Consider the following 12,649-nt stretch of genomic DNA (forward strand, 5'->3'; position numbering starts at 1 on the left):
CTAGGGAATCCACGGAGGGCGGAGACACGGCGCCCGCTGGCCTGCGCGTCGGGATGCTGCCGTGGCCTCCGACTGGGACATGGTGTGCCACTGGGGCAGGGTTGCGGAAGGGGTGGGCGAGTCTCTGCTTGCCTACAATGCCGCCCATGCGCATATTGATCGCCAATGATGATGGTTACCTGGCGCCGGGGCTGCATGCGCTGGTCAAGGCTTGTGATGGTCTGGGGCAGATCGAAGTCATCGCCCCCGAGCAGAACGCCAGCGGTACTTCCAACTCGCTGACTCTGGGTCGCCCGCTGTCCGTCTACACCGCCAGCAACGGCTTTCGCTACGTCAACGGCACGCCCTCGGACTGCGTCCACGTGGCCTTGACCGGCTTGCTGGACTACAAGCCCGATCTGGTGCTTTCGGGCATCAACAACGGCGCCAATATGGGCGACGACACCCTGTATTCCGGCACCGTTGCCGCGGCCACCGAGGGCTTCCTGTTCGGCATCCCCTCGATCGCCTTTTCCCAGGTCGACAAAGGTTGGGGTCATCTCGATGCTGCGGCAGCGCTGGCGCGCCAGGTGGTCGAGCAGGTACTGGCCGGCGGCCTGGGCTCGGCCTTCTTGCTCAATGTGAACATTCCGAACCGGGCGGATGCCTGCGATCTGCCGCGGCGTGTCACCCGCCTGGGCCGGCGTCATGCCAGCGAGCCAGTGATCAAGCAGATGAGCCCGCGTGGCGAGCCGATCTACTGGATCGGCCCTGCTGGCGATGCGCGTGAAGCGGGCGAGGGCACCGATTTCCACGCCACCGCGAACGGCATGGTCTCCCTGACACCGCTGCAGGTGGATTTGACCCACCATGCGGCCTTGGGTGCATGGGCGCAGCGCATGGACCGGCCGGCATGAGCAACAGCGGCAGCGACGGTAAACCCGTGGTTCGTGCGTCACGATTCCCTCTGCCCTTGGGTAAGGTGGGCGGGGCCAATGCCAGCGTGGGCGGCGGTGTGGCGCGTGAAGTGCTGATGCCGCAGCGCCATTTGCGCGAAGCGGCGCTGGATGCGGCGCGCCAGCTGGCGCCCAGCGGGCTCGGCCTGGATTCGGCCAAGGTGCGCCAGCGCATGGTGCTGCGTTTGCGCCGCGACGGCTTGCACGATGAGCGCGTGCTGGAAGCCCTGTCGCGCGTGCCGCGCCATGAGTTCGTGGACAGCGCCCTGGCCATCCAGGCCTACGAAGACACCAGCCTGCCCATCGGTCACGAGCAAACCATTTCCAAGCCCTCGGTCGTGGGTCGCATGATCGCCATGCTCTTCGGCGGTCAGTCGGCCAGCCAGCGCGGCCATCTCGGCCGCACGCTGGAGATTGGCACGGGCTGTGGCTACCAGGCGGCGGTGCTGGCCTTGCTCTCGCAGAGCCTGGTGTCGATCGAGCGTCTCAAGCCCTTGCACGACAAGGCGCGCAACAATCTGGCGCCGCTGCATCTGCCCCAGGTGCGCCTGATTTACGGCGACGGCCGGCTCGGTGCGCCGGGCGCGGCGCCCTTCGACAGCATCGTCGCCGCGGCTGGTGGTGATGACATCCCGAGCGCCTGGCTGGAGCAATTGGCGCCGGGTGGCCGCCTGATCGCGCCCATGGCCGCGCCGGGGGGGCGGGGTCAGGTCTTGGTGCGGGTCGATCATCTGCTGGAAAACGGCCGCAGTCGCTTTGTGCGCACAGAGCACGAGGCAGTGCTCTTCGTGCCCCTAAAATCCGGCGTCATGTGAGGCGGCCTTCGGCCGGCCTCGCCCTTTTTGGACTCCGGCTTTGAATGAATGTGTGAATGAATGAAGGCCGGAGCCTTCCAACGCACCAGCCCCGACAGCGACGCATGCAACCGACATTTCATCCTTCCATCAAGCTCTTGCTGGCCTGCGGCCTGCTTTCCTTGACGGCTTGCGGCACCAGCCTGAATCGCGCGCCGGTGGAAGAGCGACCGGTGGGGGGCAGCGTCAAGCCCGCGCCCGCCGCGCCCGTGGCTCCATCGCCGAGCAGCGCTCCTGCGGCTGAAGCCAAGCCCCTGCCCGGCGCCGAGAACGCCGGCAAGCCCGGCTACTACACCGTCAAACCCGGTGACACCCTGATCCGCATCGCCCTCGATAACGGCCAGAACTGGCGGGATCTGAGCAAGTGGAACAACCTCGACAAGCCCAATCTGATTGAGGTGGGTCAGGTCTTGCGCGTGCTGCCGCCTGGCGTCGATGCCGGCAGCGTGGCGGCCCGCCCCGTGAGCACGGCCAAGGTGGAAACCCGCCCGCTGGACAGCAAGCCCAATGCCGGTGCGGCCTCGGCTCCCACGGCGGCGGACAAGTCCGCCTCGGCTGCTTCCAGCTCGGCTTCGGCTGCGTCCGCAGCTGCGTCGGGTACCGTGGCCAGCCGAGACAACGACGAGGATCCTGCTTGGGCTTGGCCGACCAGCACGGCTGTGGGGGCGGGCTTTGACGAGCAGCGCAACAAGGGCCTGGCCTTCTTCGGCAAGCCGGGGGATGCGGTGCTGGCGGCTGCCGATGGCCGCGTGGTCTACGCAGGCTCGGGCTTGCGCGGCTACGGCAATCTGGTCATCATCAAGCACAACGCGACCTACCTGACGGCCTACGCACACAACCAAACCCTGCTGGTCAAAGAAGATCAGGCCGTGCGCAAGGGACAGAAGATCGCGGAAATGGGGTCCAGCGACGCCGAGCAGGTGAAACTGCATTTCGAGGTGCGCAAGCTGGGCAAGCCGATCGACCCTGCCAAGGTCCTGCCCGCTCGCTAGCCTGATCTCGGGCTGGCGCGTTCGATGTGAGCCCGCCATGAAACGCAGCCCGTCCTCGCCATCGCCCCTGTCCCATTCGCTGCCGCTGGCGGCGGGATTGGCGGGGCAGGCCGCGGGCTCGATCTCTGATGCTCGCGAGCGCGCTGCCGACGAAGCCGAAGACGAAGTGGCCGGCCTGAATGGCCGCCTCAACACCGGCAGCGATCTGGAAGTGGGCAATGCGCTGCAGGCCTATCTGCGCGACATCCGCCGCACACCTTTGCTGAGCCCGCAGCAGGAGTTCGAGACCGCCCAGCGCGCACGCGCCGGTGATTTCGCGGCCCGCCAGTCCATGATCGAGCACAACCTGCGCTTGGTCGTCTCCATCGCCAAGAACTACCTGGGCCGCGGTCTGCCGCTTAGTGATCTGATCGAAGATGGCAATCTCGGCCTCATGCATGCCATCGGCAAGTTCGAGCCCGAGCGTGGCTTTCGTTTCTCCACCTACGCCAGCTGGTGGATACGCCAGAGCATCGAGAGCGCCTTGATGCACCAGGCCCGCCTGGTGCGTCTGCCGGTGCACATCGTGCGGGAACTCAACCATGTGCTGAAGGCGCGGCGGGCACTCGAAGCCGTGCAGAGCCAGAATGGCGGCGCTGGCCAGGTGCGGGCCGAAGACATCGCTGCCGCGCTGGGCCGGCCTTTGGCCGAGGTGTCTGAGTTGCTGGCCTATGCCGAGCTGCCCAGCTCGCTCGATGCGCCGGTCGATCGCAACGGCGAGGGCGGCGAATCGATGATGGACCTGGTGGCCGATGAGCAGACCGTCGATCCGCTGGGCTTGCGTCTCAGCCATGAGCTGGATGAGCTGCTGCGCCACGGCATGTCGGCCTTGAACGAGCGAGAGCGCGAGGTCTTGGCCGGCCGCTTCGGTCTGTTCGACCGCGAGCCCGAAACCCTCGATGTGCTGGCCGTGCGGCTCAAGCTCACGCGCGAGCGCATCCGCCAAATCCAGATCGAAGCGCTGGCCAAGCTCAAGCGCAACATGATGCGCCACGGCATCGACCGCGACTCCATCTTCTGAGCGGCCGGTCGGCCCGCCGCGGCGCGCGGCGATAATTGCAGCATGAGTCAAGAAACAGAATGGCTGACGGTCGAATCGATCGACCTGGATGCCCAGGGCGTGGCCCACAAGGAAGACGGCAAGGTGGTGTTCATCGAAGGCGCCTTGCCGGGTGAACAGGTCCAGGTCAGCACCGGCCGCAAGAAGAACAACTGGGAGCAGGGCACGATGACGGCCATGCGGCGCGAGAGCGCCCAGCGCGTCACGCCCGGCTGCCCGCACTTCGGTCTCCATGCTGGCGCCTGCGGGGGCTGCAAGATGCAGCATCTGCACGCTGGTGCCCAGGTTGCCGTGAAGCAGCGTGTGGTGGAGGACAACCTCTGGCACCTCGGCAAGGTCAAGCCCGAGATGCTGCTGCGTCCGATCGAGGGGCCGACCTGGGGCTACCGCTACCGCGCCCGCTTTTCGGTGCGCTATGTGCCGAAGAAGGGTCAGGTCTTGATCGGCTTCCACGAGCGCAAGAGCCGCTACGTGGCCGATATGCAGGTCTGCAAGGTGGTGCCGCAGCGCGTCAGCGACCTGCTGATGCCGCTGCGCGATCTCATCGCCAGCATGGACGAGCGCGACCGCCTGCCGCAGATCGAGCTGGCCATGGGGGACGAGGTCATCGCCCTGGTGCTGCGCAACCTGAATCCCCTGTTGGAGCCGGATCGTCAGCGCCTGCGTGACTTTGCGGCGCTGCACCCCGGCGTGCAATGGTGGTTGCAGCCCAAGGGGCCGGAGACCGTGCATCTGCTCGATGAAGGCGGCCCCGAGTTGGCCTACCGCCTGCCCGAGTTCGGCGTGGTCATGCCCTTCAAGCCCACCGATTTCACCCAGGTCAATCCGCACATCAACACCGTGCTGGTCGGTCGCGCGCTGCGCTTGCTGGCGGTGCAGCCTGATGAGCGGGTGATCGATTGGTTTTGTGGCCTGGGCAACTTCACCTTGCCCTTGGCGACGCAGGCGCGCGAGGTCTTGGGCATCGAGGGCAGCGAGACCTTGGTGCAGCGCTCGCGCGAGAACGCCGCGCGCAATGGTCTGGCCGACAAGACCCGCTTTGTAGCCCGCAATCTGTTCGAGATGACGCCGGAACTGCTGGTGGCCGATGGCGTGGCCGACAAATGGCTGGTTGACCCGCCGCGCGACGGTGCTTTCGCCTTGGCCAAGGCGGTAGCCGATATTGCGCAGAACCCGGAGCTGTCGCCCGGCTGGACCTTGCCCAAGCGCATCGTCTACGTGTCCTGCAACCCGTCCACACTGGCGCGCGATGCAGGCTTGCTGGTCAATGTGGCGGGCTATCGCTGCACGGCGGCCAGTGCGGTCAATATGTTCCCGCACACCTCGCATGTGGAGAGCATTGCGGTGTTCGAGCGCTGAAATGAAGAAAGGGCCGTCAGGCCCTTTCGTTTTTTATGCGCCACGCAGTTGGCGCTCATCGCGCGGAGTCCGCGGATCCGGCTCTGCCGGGCCGTCGGGCTCGCCCCCTTGAGGGGGCCGGCGCAGCCGGTAGGGGGTGTTAGTCCCTTTCTCCGCCAAAGATGCCCAGCAGGGACAGCAGGCTCTGGAACACGTTGTAGAGGTCCAGATAGATGGCCAGGGTGGCCGAGATGTAGTTGGTCTCGCCGCCGTCCAGCACGCGCTTGATGTCGTAGAGCATGAAGGCCGAGAACACGGCCATGGACAACACCAGCAGGGTCAGCATCAGGGCCGAGGACTGCAGGAACACATTCACCACGCCGGCCACCAGCATGATGATGGCGCCCACGAACAGGAACCTGCCCATGTTGGACAGGTCGCGCTTGATCACCGTGGCCAGGCTGGCCATGGCGAAGAAGATGGCGCCCGTGCCGCCAAAGGCCGTCATGATCAGGCTGCTGCCGTTCTTGAAGCCCAGCACCGCAGCCAGCAGGCGCGAAAGCATCAGGCCCATGAAGAAGGTGAAGGCCAGCAGGGCGTAGACGCCGGTGCTGCTGTTCTTGGTTTTTTCCACCAGCATCATCAGGCCGAATGCGCCGGCCATGAAGACGATCAAGCTCATGCCGGTGCCCATGCTGGCCATCAGGCCGGTGGACACGCCCACCCAGGCGCCCAGCACGGTGGGCACCATGGACAGGGCCAGCAGCCAGTAGGTGTTGCGCAGCACGCGCTGGCGCTCGGCCGCCAGGCCTTGGCCCAGGCTCGCGTTCAGTTGGGTTTGCAGGGTTTCATTCATTTCAAGCGTCCTCCATCATCCAAACCATCGGCGGCGCGGCGATGGTCCGGCTTGGCTTGTCCCAGTGCGCCGCGTCACTCAGGGCGAAATGTAGCGCGTGTCGGCCCGCCGTGCTGTGCCCTGTGGCGCGATCGCGCAAATGGTGCTCTGCGCGCGCGTGAGGCTGCGCGGGTGGGTCAGGGCAGTGCTGCATGCCAGCGCATGAATGGCTGGCACCCATGCAGCTAAAGTGCGGCCTTCCCCGTTCCGATTCAAGAGAGACCATGAAACAAAAGCCGTATCTGAGCCTGGAAGACGTCAAGCGCATTGCCGCCGCTGCCGAGGCTGAAGCCCTGGCGCACCAGTGGGCGGTGACCATCGCCATCGTCGATGACGGCGGCCATTTGCTGTGGCTGCAGCGCCTGGACGGCGCGCCTGCCGTGTCGGCCCAGATCGCTCCGGCCAAGGCGCACACCGCCGCGCTGGGTCGTCGCGAGTCCAAGGTGTACGAGGACATCATCAACCAGGGCCGCGTGTCCTTCCTGAGCGCGCCGGGCTTGAGCGGCTTGCTCGAGGGTGGCGTGCCGGTGCTGGTAGACGGTCATTGCATTGGCGCCGTGGGTGTCAGTGGCGTCAAGTCCAGCGAAGACGCGCAGATCGCGCGCGCGGGCATCGCGGCGCTGGCTTGAGCCCGCGGAGGGCTGGGGCAGGGGGGGCGCTGCCTCCTTCCCCTTGAACTTGGGGTGGTTTGTGGCGGCTGGCATGGCATCTGGCGAAGGCTGACTTGATGCCGTCATTTGCGCAAAGTAGGCAAAACCGGGCTTGGTGATAACCCTGGTGGGTTATACTTAGCAGGTTTACCCGCAACCACCGCCACCCCAGCGAAACTCGCTTCAGTTTCTCCACCAAACTCAGGCTCTTTCGGCCCGGTTCTCCCCTGAGCCCGGCTGGCTGCAAGAGCAGAGCTGGGCGTGCGCACCTCACCGGAGTTCCCCGTGCTGCCCGATCTGCTCCAAACCCCCAAAGCGATTCTCGCCCTGGCAGACGGCACGGTCTTCACAGGCACCTCGATCGGCGCAGCCGGTCACACGGTCGGCGAGGTGGTGTTCAACACCGCCATGACCGGCTACCAGGAAATCCTCACCGACCCGAGCTACTGCCGGCAGATCGTGACCCTCACGTATCCGCACATCGGCAACTACGGCGTCAACGACGAGGATGTCGAGGCCCCGAAGATCCATGCCGCTGGCCTGATCATCAAGGAGCTGCCCATCCTTGATTCCAACTTCCGCAAGACCCGCAGCCTGGCGCAGTACCTGCGCGACGAAGGCACGGTCGCCATTGCCGACATCGACACCCGCCGTCTGACCCGCCTGTTGCGCACGACCGGTGCCCAGAACGGCTGCATCCTGGCAGTGCCCGAGGGTCAGGTCGTGACCGAGGCGCTGATCGCCGACGCAGTCGCCAAGGCCAAGGCTGCGCCCAGCATGTCCGGACTGGACCTGGCCAAGGTGGTCAGCACCCCCGAGCGCCACGGTTGGACCGAAACCGAGTGGACCTTGGGCAAGGGCTATGGCCAGCTGAGCCAGCCGCGTTTCCATGTGGTGGCCTATGACTTCGGCGTCAAGCGCAACATCCTGCGCATGCTGGCCGAGCGCGGCTGCAAGATCACCGTGGTGCCGGCCCAGACCCCGGCCTCGGCCGTGTTCGATCTGGAGCCGGACGGTGTCTTTCTATCCAACGGCCCTGGCGATCCGCAGCCTTGCGATTACGCGATCGCAGCCGCAGCGCAGCTGATCGAATCGGGCATCCCGACCTTCGGCATCTGCCTGGGTCACCAGATCATGGCTCTGGCCTCGGGCGCCAAGACCTTCAAGATGAAGTTCGGCCATCACGGCGGCAACCATCCGGTCAAGGACCTGGACAACGGCCGCGTCAGCATCACCAGCCAGAACCACGGCTTTGCGGTCGATGCCGACAGCCTGCCCGCCAATCTGCGCGCCACCCACATCAGCTTGTTCGACGGCACGCTGCAAGGCCTGGCCCGCACCGATAAGCCGGCCTTCTGCTTCCAGGGTCACCCCGAAGCCAGCCCCGGCCCCCACGACATCGCCTACCTGTTTGACCGCTTCATCGGTCTGATGGCCAAGTCCTGATCACGGCCTGATGGAGTAAAGACATGCCCAAACGTACAGACATCAAGAGCATCCTCATCATCGGCGCCGGCCCCATCATCATCGGCCAGGCCTGTGAGTTCGACTATTCCGGCGCCCAGGCCTGCAAGGCCCTGCGTGAGGAAGGCTACAAGGTCATCCTGGTCAACAGCAATCCGGCGACCATCATGACCGACCCGGACACGGCCGACGTAACCTATATCGAGCCCATCACCTGGCAGGTGGTCGAGAAGATCATCGCCAAGGAGCGCCCGGACGCCGTGCTGCCCACCATGGGTGGCCAGACCGCGCTGAACTGCGCCCTGGATCTGCACAAGCACGGCGTGCTGGCCAAGTATGGCGTGGAGATGATCGGCGCCAACGAGAAGGCGATCGAGAAGGCCGAAGACCGCCTGAAGTTCAAGGATGCGATGACCAAGATCGGTCTCGACTCCGCCAAGTCCGGCATTGCGCATTCCATGGAAGAAGCGCTGGCCGTGCAAAAGCGCATCAAGGACGAAATCGGCGGCACCGGCTTCCCCATGGTCATCCGCCCCAGCTTCACGCTGGGTGGCACCGGCGGTGGCATTGCCTACAACCCCGAAGAGTTCGAAGAGATCTGCAAGCGCGGCCTGGATCTGTCGCCGACCAATGAGCTGCTGATCGAAGAATCGCTGATCGGCTGGAAAGAGTACGAGATGGAAGTGGTGCGCGACAGCCGCGACAACTGCATCATCGTCTGCTCAATCGAGAACCTGGACCCCATGGGCGTCCACACCGGTGACTCCATCACCGTCGCCCCGGCCCAGACGCTGACCGACAAGGAATACCAGCTGCTGCGCAACGCCTCGATCGCCATCCTGCGCGAGATCGGCGTGGACACCGGCGGCTCGAACGTGCAGTTCTCGATCAACCCGCAAAACGGCCGCATGACCGTGATCGAGATGAATCCGCGTGTGTCGCGTTCCTCGGCGCTGGCCTCCAAGGCCACCGGCTTCCCGATCGCCAAGATCGCGGCCAAGCTGGCCGTGGGCTATACCCTGGATGAGCTGAAGAACGACATCACCGGCGGTGTGACTCCGGCGTCTTTCGAGCCCTCGATCGACTACGTGGTCACCAAGATCCCGCGTTTCGCCTTCGAGAAGTTCCCCATGGCCGATTCGCGTCTGACCACGCAGATGAAGTCGGTGGGCGAGGTGATGGCCATGGGGCGCACCTTCCAGGAGTCCTTCCAGAAGGCCTTGCGCGGCCTGGAAACCGGCATCGACGGCCTGAGCGAACGCTCGAGCGATCGCGAAGAAATCATCCAGGAAATTGGCGAGCCCGGCCCGGAGCGCATCCTCTTCGTCGGCGACGCCTTCCGCCTGGGCATGAGCTTGCAAGAGGTCTTCGAAGAGACCGCCATCGACCCCTGGTTCCTGGCCCAGATCGAGCAGATCATCAAGATCGAGCAATCGCTGGCCGGCCGCGGCCTGGCCTCGTTGAGCGCCGATGAGCTGCGCCTGCTCAAGAAGAAGGGCTTCTCGGACCGCCGCCTGGCCAAGCTGCTGGGCACCAACCAGCACGAGGTGCGCGCTGCGCGCCATGCCTTGAACGTTCGCCCGGTCTACAAGCGCGTGGACACCTGCGCTGCCGAATTCAGCACCGAAACCGCCTACCTCTACTCGACCTACGAGGAGGAGTGTGAGGCCGAGCCGACGAACAACAAGAAGATCATGGTGCTGGGCGGAGGCCCGAACCGCATCGGCCAGGGCATCGAGTTCGACTACTGCTGCGTCCATGCCGCGCTCGCCATGCGCGAAGACGGTTATGAAACCATCATGGTCAACTGCAACCCGGAGACCGTGTCCACCGACTACGACACCTCGGACCGCCTCTACTTCGAGCCGGTGACCCTGGAAGACGTGCTGGAGATCGTCGACAAGGAGAAGCCCGTCGGCGTGATCGTGCAGTACGGCGGCCAGACGCCGCTGAAGCTGGCCTTGGATCTGGAGCGCGCCGGCGTGCCCATCATCGGCACCACGCCGGACAGCATCGACATCGCCGAAGACCGCGAGCGCTTCCAGAAGCTGCTGCATGAGCTGGGCCTGAAGCAGCCGCCCAACCGCACCGCTCGTACCGAAGAGCAGGCCGTGGCCCTGGGCAACGAGATCGGTTACCCCCTGGTCGTGCGCCCCAGCTATGTGCTGGGCGGCCGCGCCATGGAAATCGTGCACGGCGACAAGGACCTGGAGCGCTATATGCGCGAAGCGGTGCGCGTCACCGACAAGTCACCGGTGCTGCTCGATCGCTTCCTGGAGGACGCGGTGGAAGTCGATGCCGACTGCATCAGCGACGGCGAGACTGTCATGATCGGCGGCATCATGGAGCACATCGAAGCCGCGGGCATCCACTCCGGCGACTCGGCCTGCTCGCTGCCGCCCTACACCCTGTCGCAAGAGCTGCAGGACGAGCTGCGCCGTCAGACCGCGGCCATGGCCAAGGCGCTCAAGGTCGTGGGCCTGATGAATGTGCAGTTCGCCATCCAGGGTGACGTGACGGGCGGCCTCGACGGCGCCACTGTCTATGTGCTGGAAGTGAATCCGCGTGCCTCGCGCACCGTGCCCTTTGTCAGCAAGGCGACCGGCCAGCAGCTGGCCAAGATCGCCGCGCGTTGCATGGCGGGCCAGAAGCTCAAGGACCAGAAGGACCGCCTGGGTCGCATCCCGGCCGAGGTGATTCCGCCGTACTACAGCGTCAAGGAGGCCGTCTTCCCCTTCAACAAATTCCCCGGCGTGGACCCCATCCTCAGCCCGGAAATGCGCTCCACCGGCGAAGTGATGGGGGCAGCACGCACCTTCGGTGAAGCGATGTTGAAGAGCCAGCTCGGTGCCGGCTCGCGCCTGCCGCGTCAGGGCAATATCCTGATCACCGTGAAGAACGGCGACAAGGCGCGTGCCGTGGCCGTGGCCAAGGATCTGCATGCCTTGGGCTTCGGCGTCGTGGCCACCAAGGGCACTGCGGCCGCCATCAGCGAAGCCGGCGTGCCGGTGACCGTGGTCAACAAGGTCAAGGATGGCCGCCCGCACATCGTCGACATGATCAAGGGCGGCGACATTCAGCTGGTCTTCACCACCGTGGACGAGACCCGCACCGCCATCGCCGACAGTCGCCACATCCGTCAGGCAGCGCTGGCCGCGCGAGTCACCTACTACACGACCATGGCGGGTTGTGAGGCCGCGGTGGAGGGCATGAAGCACCAGAACGGCCTGCTGGTGCAATCCCTGCAGGAACTGCACGCCGAACTGCACTAAACTGCGTCTGAATGAAGTCCGCCGCCGCGCCCCTGGAAGCAGGGTCGCAGCGGCGGCTTCATTTTGTGGAGCGAGGAAATGAGCCCCTTTCGGGCTTGCGACTCGCCGTTCTCCCGGCGCCGCGCCGCAGACGTGGTCGGCGCCCAGGCTTTTTCAAGGTTTCATTCATTCAAATCATGGCCACCATTCCATTGACCACCCGCGGTGCCGAGAAGCTCAAAGCCGAGCTGCATCAACTCAAGAGCGTTGAGCGTCATGCCGTGATCAATGCGATTGCCGAGGCGCGTGCTCAAGGCGATCTGTCTGAAAACGCCGAATACGAAGCCGCCAAGGACAAGCAGGGCTTCATCGAAGGCCGCATCCTGGAGATCGAAGGCAAGCTGGCTGCGGCCCAGATCATCGATCCGGCCTCGGTGGATGCCGGCGGCCGCATCGTCTTCGGCTCGACCGTGGACCTCGAAGAAGAGGCCACAGGCGCCGAGGTGACCTACCAAATCGTCGGTGACGACGAGGCCGACCTGAAGCTGGGCCTGATCTCGATCAGCTCGCCCATCGCGCGCGCGCTGATCGGCAAGGAAGCGGGCGACGTGGCCGATGTGCAGGCGCCCGGCGGCGTCAAGCGCTACGAGGTGGTGGAAGTCCGCTACGTTTGATGACGCAGGCGGTTTCGTGACTCTGCTCCAGCGTTCGCGCCTGCTGCTGGCTGCCCTCTGGGCAGGTTTGCTGCTGTGCGTGGCCTTTGTGGCGGCGCCCAGTGCATTTGCGGCGCTGGAAAAGGCGCAGGCCGGTGCTTTTGTCGGCCGCCTGTTTGCGCAGGAAGCCAACCTGAGTTTGGCGGCTGCGGTGCTGCTGATGCTGATGGAGCGCCGCCTGGCGCGCGACGAGCAGGCTCGTGCCTTGTCTGCCGAGTTCCTTCTGCCGGCGGGCGCCTTGTTTTGTACCGTGCTGGGTTACTTTGCGCTGCAGCCCTTGATGGCGGCCGCGCGTGCCGGGCAGGGCTCATGGTCGTTCATGAGCCTGCATGCGGTGTCGTTTGGGTTTTACGGGCTCAAGACCTTGCTGGTCTTGGCACTGGCCTGGCGTAGCAGCCGGGCCTGAGCGCGTGGCGCTCTGATGCCAGCCAGCCTCGGGCGGGGCCCAGGCTGGGTGG

Annotated in this window: 11 protein-coding genes; 10 read left to right on the plus strand and 1 reads right to left on the minus strand. The window is 65.2% G+C overall.

The features are described from left to right. The first annotated feature begins 146 nt into the window (after window positions 1–146). The 5 genes from surE to rlmD all read left to right on the plus strand — a co-directional run bounded on the left by surE (window position 147) and on the right by rlmD (window position 5,239). Window positions 147–896 (plus strand): 5'/3'-nucleotidase SurE, encoded by a 750-nt coding sequence (surE, locus tag AC1Q6P_RS09005; protein ID WP_102770116.1) that lies wholly within the window; start codon window positions 147–149, stop codon window positions 894–896. Beyond that, window positions 893–1,750, plus strand: coding sequence for a protein-L-isoaspartate(D-aspartate) O-methyltransferase (locus AC1Q6P_RS09010; RefSeq protein ID WP_492663585.1), 858 nt, complete (start codon window positions 893–895; stop codon window positions 1,748–1,750). The genes surE and AC1Q6P_RS09010 overlap by 4 nt, the downstream gene beginning before the upstream one ends. Before the next feature lie 104 nt (window positions 1,751–1,854). Then, window positions 1,855–2,781 carry a peptidoglycan DD-metalloendopeptidase family protein gene (locus AC1Q6P_RS09015; RefSeq protein ID WP_492663584.1) on the plus strand — a complete coding sequence of 309 codons (927 nt, stop codon included), beginning with the start codon at window positions 1,855–1,857 and terminating at the stop codon, window positions 2,779–2,781. A gap of 37 nt (window positions 2,782–2,818) precedes the next feature. Next, window positions 2,819–3,841, plus strand: coding sequence for an RNA polymerase sigma factor RpoS (gene rpoS, locus AC1Q6P_RS09020; protein ID WP_492663583.1), 1,023 nt, complete (start codon window positions 2,819–2,821; stop codon window positions 3,839–3,841). Window positions 3,842–3,883: 42 nt separating this feature from the next. Beyond that, window positions 3,884–5,239 carry a 23S rRNA (uracil(1939)-C(5))-methyltransferase RlmD gene (rlmD, locus tag AC1Q6P_RS09025; RefSeq protein WP_492663582.1) on the plus strand — a complete coding sequence of 452 codons (1,356 nt, stop codon included), beginning with the start codon at window positions 3,884–3,886 and terminating at the stop codon, window positions 5,237–5,239. A 139-nt stretch (window positions 5,240–5,378) separates the two neighbouring features. Here the strand turns inward: rlmD and AC1Q6P_RS09030 are convergent, their stop codons facing one another. Further along, complete coding sequence (locus AC1Q6P_RS09030; protein ID WP_492663581.1) at window positions 5,379–6,074, minus strand: Bax inhibitor-1/YccA family protein; 696 nt, start codon at window positions 6,072–6,074, stop codon at window positions 5,379–5,381. Between the two features lie 263 nt (window positions 6,075–6,337). Between AC1Q6P_RS09030 and AC1Q6P_RS09035 the strand changes: the two genes are divergently transcribed. The 5 genes from AC1Q6P_RS09035 to AC1Q6P_RS09055 all read left to right on the plus strand — a co-directional run bounded on the left by AC1Q6P_RS09035 (window position 6,338) and on the right by AC1Q6P_RS09055 (window position 12,597). Continuing rightward, window positions 6,338–6,742, plus strand: a complete 405-nt coding sequence (locus tag AC1Q6P_RS09035) for a GlcG/HbpS family heme-binding protein (protein WP_171826157.1) — start codon at window positions 6,338–6,340, stop codon at window positions 6,740–6,742. A gap of 282 nt (window positions 6,743–7,024) precedes the next feature. Beyond that, complete coding sequence (gene carA / locus AC1Q6P_RS09040) at window positions 7,025–8,209, plus strand: glutamine-hydrolyzing carbamoyl-phosphate synthase small subunit (protein ID WP_394341047.1); 1,185 nt, start codon at window positions 7,025–7,027, stop codon at window positions 8,207–8,209. 23 nt (window positions 8,210–8,232) lie between these two features. Beyond that, entirely contained in the window at window positions 8,233–11,499 is a 3,267-nt protein-coding gene (carB, locus tag AC1Q6P_RS09045) for a carbamoyl-phosphate synthase large subunit (protein ID WP_492663580.1), read from the plus strand. A gap of 176 nt (window positions 11,500–11,675) precedes the next feature. Continuing rightward, window positions 11,676–12,152: a transcription elongation factor GreA gene (greA, locus tag AC1Q6P_RS09050; RefSeq protein WP_102770124.1), complete on the plus strand. Its 477-nt coding sequence runs from the start codon at window positions 11,676–11,678 to the stop codon at window positions 12,150–12,152. A 16-nt stretch (window positions 12,153–12,168) separates the two neighbouring features. Beyond that, complete coding sequence (locus AC1Q6P_RS09055; RefSeq protein WP_349497356.1) at window positions 12,169–12,597, plus strand: DUF4149 domain-containing protein; 429 nt, start codon at window positions 12,169–12,171, stop codon at window positions 12,595–12,597. Window positions 12,598–12,649: the final 52 nt, after the last annotated feature.

The organism is Roseateles sp. GW835-FHT13E02 (genome assembly GCF_058794035.1).